At 66.5% G+C, this 14,785-nt stretch carries 12 protein-coding genes; 9 read left to right on the top strand and 3 right to left on the bottom strand.

Going from position 1 to position 14,785, the window contains the following annotated elements; all coding sequences use genetic code 11:
* The first annotated feature begins 2 nt into the window (after positions 1-2).
* From nusB to QXK92_RS07550, 4 genes are all read left to right on the top strand, one after another.
* A complete protein-coding gene (nusB, locus tag QXK92_RS07565) occupies positions 3-515 on the top strand; it encodes a transcription antitermination factor NusB (protein WP_306241058.1) in 513 nt (170 codons plus the stop codon).
* Positions 512-916, top strand: coding sequence for an antitermination protein NusB (locus QXK92_RS07560; RefSeq protein ID WP_306241057.1), 405 nt, complete (start codon positions 512-514; stop codon positions 914-916). The genes nusB and QXK92_RS07560 overlap by 4 nt, the downstream gene beginning before the upstream one ends.
* A 114-nt stretch (positions 917-1,030) precedes the next feature.
* A complete protein-coding gene (locus tag QXK92_RS07555) occupies positions 1,031-1,459 on the top strand; it encodes a DUF6636 domain-containing protein (protein WP_306241056.1) in 429 nt (142 codons plus the stop codon).
* Between the two features lie 21 nt (positions 1,460-1,480).
* Positions 1,481-4,324, top strand: a complete 2,844-nt coding sequence (locus tag QXK92_RS07550) for an aminotransferase class I/II-fold pyridoxal phosphate-dependent enzyme (protein ID WP_371934145.1) — start codon at positions 1,481-1,483, stop codon at positions 4,322-4,324.
* Positions 4,325-4,422: 98 nt separating this feature from the next.
* On the opposite strand, the gene QXK92_RS07545 is transcribed toward QXK92_RS07550, so the two are convergent.
* Together QXK92_RS07545 and QXK92_RS07540 are read right to left on the bottom strand one after the other, a co-directional pair.
* Positions 4,423-4,974, bottom strand: coding sequence for a GNAT family N-acetyltransferase (locus QXK92_RS07545; protein WP_306241055.1), 552 nt, complete (start codon positions 4,972-4,974; stop codon positions 4,423-4,425).
* A complete protein-coding gene (locus QXK92_RS07540) occupies positions 4,971-6,179 on the bottom strand; it encodes a serine hydrolase (RefSeq protein WP_306241054.1) in 1,209 nt (402 codons plus the stop codon). The genes QXK92_RS07545 and QXK92_RS07540 overlap by 4 nt, the downstream gene beginning before the upstream one ends.
* Positions 6,180-6,572: 393 nt before the next feature.
* Between QXK92_RS07540 and QXK92_RS07535 the strand changes: the two genes are divergently transcribed.
* The 5 genes from QXK92_RS07535 (at position 6,573) to QXK92_RS07515 (ending at position 13,919) form a co-directional block, all read left to right on the top strand.
* Positions 6,573-7,436, top strand: a complete 864-nt coding sequence (locus QXK92_RS07535; RefSeq protein ID WP_306241053.1) for an LppX_LprAFG lipoprotein — start codon at positions 6,573-6,575, stop codon at positions 7,434-7,436.
* A 297-nt stretch (positions 7,437-7,733) separates the two neighbouring features.
* Positions 7,734-9,203, top strand: a complete 1,470-nt coding sequence (locus tag QXK92_RS07530; protein ID WP_306241052.1) for a fatty acid desaturase — start codon at positions 7,734-7,736, stop codon at positions 9,201-9,203.
* A complete protein-coding gene (locus QXK92_RS07525; RefSeq protein WP_306241051.1) occupies positions 9,200-10,381 on the top strand; it encodes a type III polyketide synthase in 1,182 nt (393 codons plus the stop codon). The genes QXK92_RS07530 and QXK92_RS07525 overlap by 4 nt, the downstream gene beginning before the upstream one ends.
* Positions 10,382-10,386: 5 nt before the next feature.
* Positions 10,387-11,370: a sulfotransferase domain-containing protein gene (locus QXK92_RS07520; protein ID WP_306241050.1), complete on the top strand. Its 984-nt coding sequence runs from the start codon at positions 10,387-10,389 to the stop codon at positions 11,368-11,370.
* 296 nt (positions 11,371-11,666) lie between these two features.
* Positions 11,667-13,919 carry a PE family protein gene (locus QXK92_RS07515; protein WP_306241049.1) on the top strand — a complete coding sequence of 751 codons (2,253 nt, stop codon included), beginning with the start codon at positions 11,667-11,669 and terminating at the stop codon, positions 13,917-13,919.
* Here QXK92_RS07515 and QXK92_RS07510 read toward each other — a convergent pair.
* A complete protein-coding gene (locus QXK92_RS07510) occupies positions 13,908-14,570 on the bottom strand; it encodes a bifunctional 2-polyprenyl-6-hydroxyphenol methylase/3-demethylubiquinol 3-O-methyltransferase UbiG (RefSeq protein WP_306241048.1) in 663 nt (220 codons plus the stop codon). The two genes, QXK92_RS07515 and QXK92_RS07510, sit on opposite strands and share 12 nt — an antisense overlap.
* Positions 14,571-14,785 lie beyond the last annotated feature (215 nt).

Here is a 14,785-nt window from a genome sequence, read left to right as displayed (position 1 = left end):
CCATGCAGGATGAACACGCGGCTAAACGGGCTGAGCGGCCGTCGCGACCGGCGCGACCTTTCAAAGGCCGGCATCTGGCGCGCAAGGGCGCGGTCGATGTGCTGTTCGAGGCCGAGGCACGCGGCCTGAGTCCACTCGAGATGGTCGACATGCGCAACGCGTTGGCGCAGTCGAATTCCGACGTGTCCCCGTTGCTTCCGTACGCTGCGGTCGTCGCTCGCGGTGTCGCCGAGCACGCGGCACACGTCGACGAGCTGATCACCTCGCACCTGCAGTCCTGGACATTGGACCGCCTGCCCGCGGTGGACCGCGCGATCCTGCGGGTCGCCGTGTGGGAGTTGCTCTACGCCGACGACGTACCGGAGCCGGTCGCCGTCGACGAGGCTGTGGAGCTGGCCAAGGAACTGTCCACCGATGATTCCCCGGGCTTCATCAACGGCGTGCTGGGTCAGGTGATGTTGGTGACACCGCAAATCCGCGCGGCTGCTCGGGCCGTGCGAGGAGGTGCCTCATGACCCGGCTGGAACTGCGTGTCGTCATGGCCGTCGTGGCCGCGGTGACGGTCGTCGTGGGAGCGGTGGTCAGCGCCGCCTTCGGCTGGACGATCGTCGCCTCGGTGCTGGCGATCTTCGGGCTTGGCGTGGGTGCCGCGGTTTACCACACGGTCGAACGTCTGATCCTGGCCCGCCGCATCAGTACCGTGCGCACCGCCGCCAAGCCGCTGCAGCCGCTGCTGCCGGTCATGGCAGCGATCATGGGCCTGACCCAGGGCGTGGTGCGTTCGCTCGGTGACGTCACCGACCTGCCCGGCAAGCGGTTCGAGCTTCCGCAACTGCCGCTGTTCAAGTGGATGGAAAACCCGCTGAGCAAAGGCAATCGACAGATCATCGACAGCGACGACGAGTTCGAGGGCTGATTCCTCGGTGAGGTCGCGGCCGTCAAAATAACCGATCGAAATGATCGCGCTTTGCGCGCGGGCGCGACAGAATGGCCGTTGGTTACCAACGGAAAGCTGTCGACAGTGAAGTCAATGAGATCCGCGGTCGTTCTGATCGCCGCCTGGATGGCGGTGGCAGCTGTTGCGCCGGCCACGGCGCACGCCGACGGCTTCGAGTTCTTCCAGACGCCGTCGGGCAACATCGGCTGCGCCCTGGGCCTGGTGGACGGCTCCGCCCTTGCCCAGTGCGAGATCAGCGATTACACCTATGCGGTGCCGGCGCGCCCGTCGCCCTGCATGGGCGCGTTCGGGGATCGGCTCAGCTTGCGCCAGGGCAGCGCGGCCAAGATGAGCTGCCACAGCGATACTGTCCGGGGCACCGGATACCCGGTGCTGCAGTACGGCCAGACCCGCTCACTCAACTCGATAACCTGCGAGAGCCGGCAGTCCGGCATCACATGTACTGACGACGCTTCGGGCCATTCTTTCCAACTCTCCCGCGATACCTACGAGCTGAACTGACGCTCGAGAACAGGTGACGACATGAATCGTGACAGTGCCCGCACCCGACGACTCCGCGTCTCCGCTCTTGCGGCGGTGGCCAATCCGTCGTACACGCGCGTCGACACCTGGAACCTGCTCGACGACGCCTGCCGTCACCTCGCCGAGGTGGATCTGGCCGGCCTCGACAAAACCCACGACCTGGCCAAGGTAAAGCGGCTGATGGACCGCATCGCGGCCTACGAGCGGTACTGGCTGTACCCCGGCGCGGCAAACCTGGCCATCTTCCGCGCGCACCTGGAAAGCCTGTCCACGGTCCGCCTTGCCGAAGAGGTGTCGCAGGCCGTGCGGCTGCTGTCCGAATACGGCGACCGCACAGCGCTATTCGACCTCTCGGCGCCGCTCGCCGACCAGGAACTGGTAGCGCAGGCCAAACAGCAGCAGTTCTACACGGTGCTGCTCGCCGACGATTCCCCGTGCACGGCGCCCGACTGCCTGGCCGAAGCGCTGCGCGCGCTGCGCACCGCGTCCGACGACATTCAGTTCGAGGTGTTGTTGGCCCCCAGCGTCGAGGACGCCATCACCGCGGTGGCCCTCAACGGTGAAATCCAGGCCGCCATCATCCGCCACGACCTGCCGCTGCGCTCGCGCGACCGGGTGCCGTTGATGAACACGTTGCTGGGCGCCAACGACGACACTTCGACATCCAGGGTGTCCGACCGGTCGCACGACTGGGTCGAATGCGGCGCGTGGATCCGCGAACTGCGGCCCCACATCGACCTCTACCTGCTCACCGACGAGTCGATCGCCGCGGGCAACGACGACGAGCCCGATGTCTACGACCGCACCTTCTACCGGCTCAACGACGTCACCGACCTGCACAGCACCGTGATCGCAGGACTCCGCAACCGGTTCTCCACACCGTTTTTCGACGCATTGCGGGCGTATGCGTCGGCGCCGGTCGGTCAGTTCCACGCGTTGCCCGTCGCGCGCGGCGCCAGCATCTTCAACTCGAAGTCGTTGCAGGACATGGGCGAGTTCTACGGCCGCAACATATTTATGGCCGAAACATCAACCACCTCAGGTGGATTGGACTCGCTGCTGGACCCGCACGGCAACATCAAGAAGGCGATGGACAAGGCCGCGGTCACCTGGAACGCCAACCACACCTACTTCGTCACCAACGGCACCTCCACCGCCAACAAGATTGTGGTGCAGTCGTTGACGCGGCCGGGTGACATCGTGCTGATCGACCGGAACTGCCACAAATCCCACCACTACGGCCTGGTACTGGCCGGCGCGTATCCCCGGTACCTGGAGTCCTACGCGCTGCCGGAGTTCGCCATCTACGGGGCGGTGCCGCTGAGCACCATCAAGAAGGCGCTGCTCGATCTCGAAGAGGCCGGGCACCTGGACAAGGTCCGCATGCTGCTGCTGACCAACTGCATCTTCGACGGTGTCGTCTACAACCCGCGGCGGGTGATGGAAGAGGTGCTGGCGATCAAGCCCGACATCGTCTTCCTCTGGGACGAGGCGTGGTACGCGTTCGCTACCGCCGTGCCCTGGGCCCGGCAGCGCACCGCGATGGTGTCGGCCGAGCGGCTCGAGCAGATGCTCGCGTCGCCGGAATACGCTGAGGAATACCGCAATTGGCAGGCGTCCATGGAAGGGGTGCCCCGTTCGGAGTGGGTGAACCACCGCCTGCTGCCCGATCCCGCGAAGGCCAGGGTGCGGGTATATGCCACGCACTCCACCCACAAATCGCTTTCCGCGTTCCGGCAGGCCTCGATGATCCACGTGCGCGACCAGGACTTCAACGCCCTGGCCCGGGACGCGTTCGGCGAGGCGTTCCTGACGCACACGTCGACGTCGCCGAACCAGCAACTGCTGGCGTCGCTGGACCTGGCCCGCCGCCAGGTCGACATCGAAGGCTTCCAACTGGTGCGGCAGACCTACGACATGGCCCTGGTATTTCGGCACCGGGTCCGCAAGGACCGCCTGATCAGCAAGTGGTTCCGCATCCTCGACGAGTCCGATCTGGTGCCCGAGGAGTATCGCCAAGCCTCCCATGTCAGCTCCTACCGCGAAGTCAGGCAGGGCGCACTCGACGAGTGGAACGAGGCGTGGCGTTCGGATCAGTTCGTGCTGGACCCGACGCGGGTCACGCTGTTCCTGGGCAAGACCGGGATGAACGGCTACGACTTCCGCGAGAAGATCCTGATGGACCGCTTCGGCATTCAGATCAACAAGACGTCGATCAACAGCGTGCTACTGATCTTCACCATCGGCGTCACCTGGTCGAGCGTTCACCATCTGCTGGATGTACTGCGCAGGGTGGCAACCGATTTCGATCGCACGCAAGCCGCAGCCAGCGCCGCCGACTGGAAACTGCACGAGCGCCGGGTCGAGGAGATCACCGAGGATCTCCCGCACCTGCCCGACTTCAGCCAGTTCGACGTGGCCTTCCGGCCCGACGAGGGCAGCGTCTACGGCGACACCCGCTCGGCGTTCTACGCGGGCTACGAGGAGAAGGACCGCGAATACGTGCTGATCGGCACGGCGGGACGTCGCATCGCCGAGGGAAAGACGTTGGTTTCCACTACTTTTGTGGTGCCGTATCCGCCGGGCTTCCCGGTGCTGGTGCCGGGTCAGGTGGTGTCCAAGGAGATCGTGTACTTCCTGGCCCAGCTCGACGTCAAGGAGATCCACGGCTACAACCACGAGCTCGGTCTTTCGGTGTTCACCCAGGAGGCGCTGGCCCGTATGGAGGCGGCCCGCGAAGCGGTCACCCGCGCCACCAAAGTGTCCGCGAATGGGTCCTCCGAGCCCGCCCGGGCGCCCGAAGCGCCGATGCTGGCCAACGAGCATGCGGTCCAGGTGAATTAGCGGCGGTCCCCGCACCCGCCGAACGTGCGGCCAGCTTCACGCTCGGCGCCGAACGTGCGGCCAGCTTCACGCTCGGCGCTGGCGGCGGGCGGGAGCGCTCAGTGCATGATCTTGGCGTAGATCAGGCTGTCGTGCGGGTCGGTCCCCATCATGGGGTAAACCGCGTGCCGGCGTAGCCGTCCTTCCAGGACGAACCCCGCACGCTGCAGCAGTCGCGCCGACCGCGAGTTGTCGACATGGCAGGTCGCCCATACGCGGAACACGCTGGGGTCGGCTGCCAACTCGTCGAGCACCAGCTTGATCGCTTCCGCCATGTAGCCCATGTCCCACCAGCGACGGCCGAGGCAGTAGCCGACCTCGACGGAGTGGCTCACCGGACGACGGCAGCTGATCAGGCCGACGATATCGCCGGTGTTGCGCAACGCGATCACCCAGTTCCGGTCGTTCTTCGTCGAGATGAGCTGCTCGATGAGCACCCGGCGCGTCTCGACCGCATCCGGGTGGGCGGTCCACAGCAGGAACCGCGTGACTTCGGGATCGCCGGACACGCTTTCGAATATCTCGTCGGCGTCCTCGACGACGGCTGGGCGCAGCAGCAGCCGGGGCCCTTCCAGATGCGTCGGCGGCCGGCTGTAGGAGTAACCGCTCACAGCAGGCCGAGAGCGCGATAGGTGTGGCGAACGAAGTTCGGCTGCGCGGTACGCAGCCGGGCCATTACCGGGTTGCCCGCGACGGCGGCGGCGGCGTTGGCGGTTATGTCGGGGCAGTACTGAATGAGGTACAGCAGAATCAGGTCCGCGCCCGGGTCGGCCTGCCACCACGTTCCGTACGCGCCGGGCCAGCCGAATGTCCCGACGCCGCCCGGTCCGAACAACGGCGTGGACTTGACGGGATCGGTCACCACCGACAGGTTCAGCCCGAACCCCCGGCCCACCCAGTACGGCGCCCCTAGAAAATTGTGGCGTTTGTGGTCGTCCGTCAATTGGTCGGTACGCATCAGCCGCGCCGAGTCCTGCGACAGCACCTGCACGCCGTCGATTGAACCGTCGCCCAGCAGCATTCGCGCAAAGCGCAGGTAGTCGTCTGCCGACGACCACAACCCGCCTCCTGCGTTGCAGAACGACGGGGGTTTGACGTGCGGCGGCCCCATCACGTCGTGCTGCAGGCGGTCGTGCTCGTCATGGCGGTACATGGTCGCCGCCCGCGGTCGCGACTCGGGCGTGACGAAGAAGCCGGTGTCCGGCATCCCCACCGGGCCCAGCACCCGATCGTCGAACACCTCGTACAGCGGCTTGCCGTCGATGCGGGACGCGATCACGCCCAACACATCGGTGGAGTGGCTGTAGGTCATCTTCTCGCCGGGCTGGTGAACGAGGGGGAGCGCGGCCAGCTCGGACAGCCAGACATCCGAGCCCTGGTTGAACGGCAGCCGCAGGTAGGCCCGCGCGATCGGCCCGGTCACCGAGAAGCCGTAGGCCAGACCGCTGGTGTGGGTGAGCAGATCTTCGATCACGATGGGGCGCCGGGCGGGGTGGGTGCGGTCCAGCTCGCCATGCGGGTCGTCGAGCACCCGCAGGTTCGCCAGCTCCGGCACCCACCGGGCGATCGGATCGTGCAGCGCGAGTTTCCCTTCGTCGACCATGCTCATGATCACCGCTACGGTGACGGGCTTGGTCATCGATGCGATACGAAACAGGGTGTCGCGCTGCATCGGCAGCTTCGCGTCGACGTCGCGGTAGCCGATCTCGTTGACCTGCAACATTTCTCCGTGCTGCCAGACGACGGTGACCGCGCCCGAGAGCAGCCCCGCGTCGCAGACCTCACGGATGGTTGCCTGATTGCCTTCGAGCTTCACCGGGATGAGGTTAGCCGGTCGAAGTAATCGTGCTCGAGGTGGGATCGCCGCTGCGCGAGTATGAAATCTATATGAACTGCGGCAAAGAACGGAGCGGCTCGCAGCGGGCCTGGTGGTCCGGCGACAGTTACTTCCGCGAATCGGTTTGCAGGGCAGCAGCCTCGTGTTAGTGTCGCGCTCTCCGGCAAAAGCAATCTGGGGAACGTGCTGCGAGGGCGGCGGCGTGCGGTAGACCGCATTGTCGTTGCTGGTGAACCAGGGTGCGGGTGTGCAGTCACCGAGATCCGCGACCATTGGCCGGGGGCCGGATAACGGGCCTCGTTCAAACCGTACGACGAAGGTAGCGACCCGCTGGTCATCACCACCGGTTGGATAACTCAGCAAAGGCTGGCCATGAATGGCTTGATGTCACAAGCGCAAATCTCCCACCGACGTGTCTCCCGTCGACACTCGACTCCCGTTGTTGCGATCGTGTTCGCAGCAGCTCTTGTCGCGGCGATCGCCGGATGTGGACACAAATCCTCCACTGCGACCTCCCAGACTTCAGGTTCATCGGGAACCTCTGCTGCGACGTCGTCCGGGGCGACCTCCGGAGCATCCGGAACTTCCGCCGCCCAGTCGCCGGAAGCGCAGCAGCTCCTCAAGGACGCCTCCAAGGCGACCACCGCGTTGCACTCCCTGCACGTCAACCTGCAGACCGCCGATATCACCACCTTGCCGATGGAAGCGGTCAACGCCGACGTCACCAATCAGCCGGAAGGCAACGGCCAGGCCGTCGGTGACGCCATGATCAGGCTGCAGCCCAAGACCCCGGCGGTGCCCAAGCAGTTCATCGTCACCAACAAGACCATGTACACCAAGAACGAGTCCGGGGCCTACACGTCGGTCGGGCCGGCCGACAAGATCTATGACCCGGGTGTCGTTTTGGACAAGGACAAGGGCATCGGTGCGGTGATCGGCAAGGTCGCGAACCCGCAGGCCGGCGGCAGTGAAACCATCGACGGCGTCGCCACCACCAAGGTGACGGGGACCATCGACCCGGCGATCATCGACCCGCTGGTGCCGCAGATCGGCAAGGACGCGAAGGGCCCGCTCCCGGTGACCCTGTACATCGCCGACGTCAAGGCGCCAGGTGCGCCCGGAACGCCGCCGAGCGCCTACCTGGTCCGAATGGTGATCGACAAGGACCAGGGCCACGTCACGATCACGCTGTCCAACTGGGGAGCGCCGGTTACCATCCCGAACCCGGCCGGGTAGCGGCGGATCAGGAACCGGCCCGGACGTGCGGCATGGCGACAAGTCATGCGCGCCGGGTCGGTTCACTTCCGCGGCGCGGCTCGATCGGCGTCGGAGCCGGCCTTACTACGGGCCGGGGGGTTCTGGTCACGCTTCAGTCGGGTGAGCGTGCTTGGGGCAGTGACGGTTTGGTGATCGGCACACACCCTTTGAGAATCCGCCGAGAATCCTTTGAGGTCGCGCTCCGACGATTGGGCCAGCTCGCCGGGCTTGCCGGCGCGCAGCCGACATCACCCCGACGAATCTGCAGGAGCACGAATGACCAACGACCTCCCTGAAGTTCAGGAGCGCGGCCCGGGTCCACACCTCGGGCCGCCGCCGGGTGGGCCTCCCGTGCTGCCGGATGTGTGGGTGTACAACGGGCGGGCCTACGACCTGAGTGACTGGATATCCAAGCATCCGGGCGGCGCCTTCTTTATCGGGCGCACCAAAAACCGTGACATCACTGCGATCATCGCCTCCTATCATCGCGACCCGGCCGTCGTGGAGCGGATCCTGGAAAGCAGGTACTCGCTCGGCCGTGAGGCGAAGCCGCGCGATATTCACCCCAAGCACAACGCACCGCCTTTCCTGTTCAAGGACGACTTCAACAGCTGGCGCGACACTCCGAAATACTGCTTCGACAACAAAGACGACCTGATGCATCGGGTCAAGGCGCGGCTGACCGAACCCGCGCTGGCCGCCCGGATCAAGTGGATGGACCGGCTTTTCAACATCGTGGTCGCCCTGCTGGCCGTCGCCTACTTCGCCGTTCAGGGTGTGCGACTGGTCGAACCGGCGTGGATGCCGCTGTGGGCCTTCGTGATTGCGATGGTGCTACTGCGCAGCTCGCTGGTGGGGTACGGTCACTACGCGTTGCACCGGGCCCAGCGCGGACTGAATCGGGTGTTCTCCAACACCTTCGATCTGAACTACATCGCGCTCGCCCTGGTGGTCGCCGACGGGCACACGCTGCTGCACCATCCCTACACCCAGAGCGACGTGGACATCAAGAAGAACGTGTTCACCATGATGATGCGGCTGCCGCGGCTGTATCGCGTTCCGGTGCATACCCTGCACAAGTTCGGCCACCTGGTCACCGGTATGGCCATCCGGATTGCCGACGTGTGGAACATGACACGCAAAGTCGGTGTGCAGGAAGGGTATGGAAGCTGGCGCAACGCGTTGCCGCACTTTCTCGGCTCGTCGGGGGTGCGTCTGATGCTGGTGACGGAGATGGTCATCTTCCTTGCAGCCGGCGATTTCTGGGCCTGGGCACTGCAATTCGTGGCGACGTTGTGGGTCAGCACGTTCCTGGTCGTGGCCAGCCACGAGTTCGAGGACGACGATTCCGATGACGCAGCCGGGCCGGATTGGGGAGTCGATCAGGTCGAGCACGCCAACGACCTTATGGTGATCGGAAACCGCTATGTCGACTGCTTCCTGTCGGCGGGGCTCAGTTCGCACCGCGTCCATCACGTACTGCCGTTCCAGCGCAGTGGATTCGCCAACATCGTCACCGAGGATGTGTTGCGCGAAGAAGCGGCGAAGTCCGGTGTCGAGTGGCTACCCGCGAAGAGTTTCCTCACCGACCGGCTGCCCAAGCTGTGCCGCACCTACCTGTTGTCGCCGTCGCGTGTTGCCCGCGAAAACCGCTGGGGTGTTGTGCGCGAGCACCTGTCGCCCGCGGCCTTCAAAGAGAGTGCCCAGTACGTGGCCGCCGGATTCGTTGGAATCGGGTCGGTATGAGCACCGCAGCCGAGAGCGGCATCGTGTCGCCGCGTGCAGAGCAGTCCGCAATCGATCTGACCCAGTTGCCGCCCGCTCCACCGACAACGGTGGCGGTTATCGAGGGCATCGCGACTGGTGGCCCGCAGCGTGAAGTGGAGCAGACTTCCGCCGCCGGCCGGGTCGCCGAGCTTTTCGTCGATCCCGAACAGCGGGAACGAATTCCGCGCCTATACCAGAAGACGCGAATCGACACCCGCCGCATGGCGGTCGACCCGCTCAATCCTGATTTCGACGAATTCCGGCGCAATCCCGGGACCATCCGGGACCGGATGAACCTCTTCTTCGAGAACGCGGTGCCACTGGCGGTCGACACGGCCAGGCGTGCACTGGCCGGCCTCCCGTACGGCGCCGACGAGATCGGTCTGCTGGTGTTTGTCACCAGCACCGGGTTCATCGCGCCGGGAGTGGATGTCGCGGTCGTCAAGGAGCTGGGGTTGTCCCGCTCGGTGTCGCGCGTGGTGGTCAACTTCATGGGGTGCGCGGCCGCGATGAACGCGATCCGTACCGCCGCTACCTATGTGCGCGCTCATCCGAGCATGAAGGCGTTGGTGGTGTGCATCGAATTGTGCTCGGTGAACGCCGTTTTCGCTGACGACATCAACGACGTCGTCATTCACAGCCTGTTCGGCGACGGTTGCGGTGCGCTGGTGATCGGCGCCAGCCAGGTTCAGCAGCCGCTGCCGGTCGGCAGTGTGGTGATCCGCAGCAGCTTCACCCAGTTGCTCGACGACGCCGAAGACGGCATCGTGCTCGGCGTCAACCACAACGGCATCACCTGCGAGCTATCCGAGAATCTGCCCGACTACATCTACCGCGGAGTCGAACCGGTGGTCGCGGAGGTGTTGCGGGACAACGGCTTGGCGAAATCCGACATCGATCTGTGGGCCGTTCATCCGGGTGGGCCGAAGATCATCGAGCAGTCCGTGCGATCGCTGGGGATTCCGGCTGACTGTGCGGCCCAGAGCTGGGATGTGCTGGCCCGGTTCGGCAACATGCTGAGCGTGTCGCTGATCTTCGTGCTGGAAACGATGGTGCGGCAACAGGAATCGGCCAAACCCATTTCGACGGGCATCGCCTTCGCGTTCGCGCCGGGGGTTACCGTCGAGGGCATCCTCTTCGACATCGTCCGGCGGTGACTGAGATGACCCGTGTCTTGTACCGCTCGCTGATGAGCGACAACCTGCGTTGGGACGCACTGCGGTTGCGCGAGGGCGACATCATCATCTCGACGCCGTCGAAGTGCGGGATGACCTGGATGCAGCGGCTGGTGTCGCTGCTCGTCTTCGACGGGCCGGACCTGCCGGGGCCGCTGTCGACGGTGTCGCCCTGGTTCGACCAGACCATCCGGCCGCTCGATGAGGTGGTCGCGGTTCTGGAGGCTCAGACCCATCGCCGGTTCATGAAGACGCACACCCCACTGGACGGGCTGATCCTCGACGACCGGGTGACCTACATCTGTGTCGGACGCGATCCGCGCGACGCGGCGGTGTCGATGTTGTTCCAAACCGCCAATATGGATCGGGACCGGATGCGCGTGCTGCATGATGCCGCCGTACCCGCGCAGCACCGGCATGGACCGCCCGGCCCCGCACCCGCCCACGAGCCCGCTGAACGCGGCCCTGTCGAGGAGTTCCGCGACTGGATGGAAGGTCCTGCGCACCCGCCCCCGGGTGTCGGTTTCGCGCCGCCGAGGGGAATCGGAACGCTCGCCAACATTCTCGACCAGTTCGGCAAGAGCTGGGAGCGCCGGCATCTGCCCAACGTCGCGTTGTTCCACTACGCGGATCTCCAGCAAGACCTGGTCGGTGAACTGATCCGGCTCGGCGCTGTCCTCGGTTTCGATGTCAATGACGATCGGGCGCGCGAGTTGGCCCGGTACGCGTCATTGGATGAGATGCGCTCGCGAGCGGCCGACGTCGCGCCGAACACCACCGACGGCATCTGGCACAGCAACGAGCGGTTTTTCCGCAACGGGGGCTGTGGGGAGTGGCAACACTATTTCGGTCCCGCCGAGTACCGGCGTTACAACGACCGCATCAACCAGCTCGCCCCGCCGGACCTGTTGGCGTGGGCGCATGAGGGTCGTCGCGGGCGCGAACCCGCCGCCGCTGGCGTTTTTTGTTGAGCGGTTCCATCGAGGCGTTGCCGCGAGATTCGTGCGGCAGGGCGAAAACTGGAATGCTTCCAAATGGCATTTTGGCGATTTTGTAAAGCAATTTGTCAGGTGCGGTATTTCTGATAACTTTCGTATAACGAAATAATTTCATATCCATAACGCATCGGCGTGACTTTCCGAAAGGTCTCTACGCTGAGCTGATCTCGCGATTACGGGCGTTGGATTGATGCGTGGACGCCGTTATTTCGCGCGCGAAAAAAATACCCGGAATTAAATGCATTGCGCGGGCGTTCGGAGGACAGTCGATGTCATATGTCGTGGTGATGCCCGAGGTGATGGTGGCGGCGGCCGCGCAGGCAGCCGATATCGGTTCCACGATCAACGCGGTCAATGCGGCCGCCGCGCGCTCAACCACTGCGGTGTTGGCCGCGGGCGCCGATGAGGTGTCGCGGGCCATCGCGGCGCTGTTCGGGTCGCACGGGCAGGCATATCAAGCGATCAGCGTCCAGGCGGCGGCGGTGCACGAGCAATTCGTGCAGGCGCTCCATGCAGGCGGAAACGCTTATGCGGCAGCCGAATCGGCCAATGTCGCTCAGCAAGTCCTCGACGCGATCAACGGGCCCACCCAGCTGCTCCTGGGCCGTCCGTTGATCGGTAACGGCACCGACGGCGCGGCAGGGACCGGGGCCGACGGCGGGGCCGGCGGTCTGTTGTACGGCAACGGCGGGGCCGGTGGATCGGGCGCGGCAGGTCAAAAGGGCGGCAACGGTGGTGCCGCGGGTCTTATCGGCAACGGTGGGGCGGGCGGGAATGGCGGCAACGCCGGGCTCGGCCCTAACGGCGAGTTCGGCATGGCCGGAGGCGCGGGCGGCAATGGAGGAGCCGGCGGTTGGCTTCTCGGCGACGGAGGGACCGGCGGCTCTGGCGGTGCCGGCTTTCGGGGCGAAATGGGTCCCGCCCTCGCGGTAATTGGTGGGGCCGGGGGCAACGGCGGCCACGGCGGTGCCGCCGGATTGATCGGTGCGGGTGGAGCTGGGGGTATGGCCGGCACCGGTGGCATTGGCGGCACGACGATGAGTCCGTCGGGCCCGCAGGCCATTGGCGGTGCTGGTGGGATTGGTGGGATAGGTGGGGCAGGTGGGCACGGTGGGTGGTTGTGGGGTGACGGCGGGATGGGCGGTTACGGCGGGGGAGGCGGTATGGGCGGAGAGGGCAATGCGCCTGTCGGGGCCGCCGGCGGAGCCGGCGGGGTAGGCGGTGCCGGCGGAAATGCGGGCCTCTGGGGCAATGGCGGTGACGCCGGGCAGGGCGGGGTCGGTGGTCAGGGCGCGATATTTGGCCCGGCGGGGGGGACCGGCGGCCTGGGCGGTGCGGGTGGTGCTGGAGGTTCTGGCGGCTCCTTGTCCGGCAATGGTGGGGCGGGCGGCGCCGGGGGAGCAGGCGGGGCCGGCGCGGCCAGTGTTGTCGGACTACCCAGTGGGGACGGCGGCATCGGCGGCGTTGGTGGGACCGGTGGTGTGGCCGGATTGATAGGCAACGGCGGGGTGGGTGGGGCCGGTGGGCATGGCGGGGCCGGTAGCGCCGGTATCGACCCGACATCCGCAGGCTCGGCCGGCGGGGCTGCCGGCAACGGCGGCACCGGCGGGGCCGCCGGCGCGGGTGCTCGTGGCGGAATGCTGTTCGGACATGGCGGTGCCGGTGGCAGCGGTGGGGCCGGCGGGGTCGGTGGGTTGGGTGGCAACGGCACGGACGGCACGGTCGGGGGAGCCGCCGGCGCCGGCGGTAACGGAGGGGCGGGCGGCACCGGTGGCCTGGGCGGTGACGGCGGCATGCTCTATGGCAACGGGGGGGCCGGCGGCACTGGCGGGACCGGTGCGGAGGGCGGAAACGCTGGCTCCGGCGGGCTTGGTGCCGGCCCTGGCAAAGGTGGCGAAGGAGCCGCCGGCGGTTCGGCCGGCGCCGCCGGCGGTGGCGGCAGGGGCGGTTCCGCTGGGATGTTCGGCGACGGTGGGGCAGGAGGCTCCGGCGGGCTCGGCAGCAACGGTGGTGACGGGGGACCCGGAGGCGGTGGCAACAATGGCGCCGGCGGTAACGGCAGTCGGGGCGGGGCCGGCGGCAGCGGCGGTGCCGGCGGAACACTGATCGGCAATGGCGGCGCGGGTGGGTCCGGCGGCGGCGGCGGCAAGGGCGGCCGGATCGGCATCGGCCCAGGAAACGCTCTCGGGATCCCCGGCGGCGACGGCGGTGCTGGCGGAGCCGGCGGTGGCGGCGGCAGTGGCGGAATGCTCAACGGCAACGGCGGTGCCGGTGGGTCCGGTGGCGCCGGCGGAGGCGGCGGGAACAACGGCGTCGGTGCCACCAGCGACGGCGGCGACGGCGGTGCCGGCGGTGTCGGCGGCACCGCACAACTGATCGGCAATGGCGGGTCCGGTGGCGCGGGCGGGTCCGGCGGGGCCGGCAACAGCGGCGGGACGGACGGGGTCGATGCGGCCGGCGGGCTTGGCGGCAACGGTGGGTCGCTGTTCGGCACCGCTGGTTTAGCCGGCTTACCCGGTTAAATCGTGCCGCAGTGCGCGCACGTACCAGAACGTCATCTCGACCTCGGCGCCGTCCATCTCGCGGGTCAGCGTGACCTGATCGGCCGAGTCGATGTCCCAACCGGCGCCGCCCAGGACGTCATGAAGGGTCTGCTCTGACACCGAGGGCCGCGGCCACTGCTCGCTAGGCTGGTTGGCGTCGGAGAAGCAGCTGATCAACAAGGTCGCGCCGGACCGGGTCGCCCCATGTACAGCGGCGGCGTAGCTGCGTTTGCCGTCGTCGTCCAGGCAGTGGAACATGCCGCTGTCGATGACGGTGTCGAATCGGTCGGAGTAGCCGTCGAGTTTGGTGGAGTCGGCCACCGCGAACCGGATATCGACGCCGGCGTCGTGGGCGCGCCGCTCGGCGGTGATCAGCGCCGTCGGGGAGATGTCCAGACCCGTCACGTGGTAGCCCTGCTGAGCCAGGTAGATCGCGTTGTCGCCGAGCCCGCAGCCGATGTCGAGCACATCGCCATGCACCCAACCGGCGTTGTGCCAGGCGACGACGTTCTCCTTGGGCGCCTTGGTATCCCACGGTGGCGTGTGCACCGGCGCAAGTCCTTCGCCCGGACTCTCACCGCGGTAGAGGGCGTCGAAATCGATGTGTGGGGTGGAACTGGAAGAGCTCATTTCCGCCATGGTAAGCCTGTGCGGGCTGGGGGCACTCTCGCGCGTGTTGAGAGTGCCTTCAGCCCGGTCATTTTCGCGCCGAGGCGCACAAGATCGGGAGGCGAAGTTGTCGCAGTGGCGAAAATGGTTGCGGCGCATCCCGTAGCCGAACGCAGCCCGCCACCCGGCCAGCTAATGTAGCGTTGACTCGCAGGGGGTTTCGCTGTCGGGTCGCA

This window comes from Mycobacterium sp. TY815 (genome assembly GCF_030755135.1).
Taxonomy (GTDB): Bacteria; Actinomycetota; Actinomycetes; order Mycobacteriales; family Mycobacteriaceae; genus Mycobacterium.
Note: the sequence above shows the minus strand (reverse complement) of the source record. Positions and strands in the feature narration are given on the sequence as shown.

Bases quoted from the DNA above. Each gene is read 5' to 3' on its own strand.
- nusB (WP_306241058.1), top strand. From the start codon at position 3: ATGCAGGATGAACACGCGGCTAAACGGGCTGAGCGGCCGTCGCGACCG.
- QXK92_RS07560 (WP_306241057.1), top strand. From the start codon at position 512: ATGACCCGGCTGGAACTGCGTGTCGTCATGGCCGTCGTGGCCGCGGTG.
- QXK92_RS07555 (WP_306241056.1), top strand. From the start codon at position 1,031: ATGAGATCCGCGGTCGTTCTGATCGCCGCCTGGATGGCGGTGGCAGCT.
- QXK92_RS07550 (WP_371934145.1), top strand. From the start codon at position 1,481: ATGAATCGTGACAGTGCCCGCACCCGACGACTCCGCGTCTCCGCTCTT.
- QXK92_RS07535 (WP_306241053.1), top strand. From the start codon at position 6,573: ATGAATGGCTTGATGTCACAAGCGCAAATCTCCCACCGACGTGTCTCC.
- QXK92_RS07530 (WP_306241052.1), top strand. From the start codon at position 7,734: ATGACCAACGACCTCCCTGAAGTTCAGGAGCGCGGCCCGGGTCCACAC.
- QXK92_RS07525 (WP_306241051.1), top strand. From the start codon at position 9,200: ATGAGCACCGCAGCCGAGAGCGGCATCGTGTCGCCGCGTGCAGAGCAG.
- QXK92_RS07520 (WP_306241050.1), top strand. From the start codon at position 10,387: ATGACCCGTGTCTTGTACCGCTCGCTGATGAGCGACAACCTGCGTTGG.
- QXK92_RS07515 (WP_306241049.1), top strand. From the start codon at position 11,667: ATGTCATATGTCGTGGTGATGCCCGAGGTGATGGTGGCGGCGGCCGCG.
- QXK92_RS07510 (WP_306241048.1), bottom strand. From the start codon at position 14,570: ATGAGCTCTTCCAGTTCCACCCCACACATCGATTTCGACGCCCTCTAC.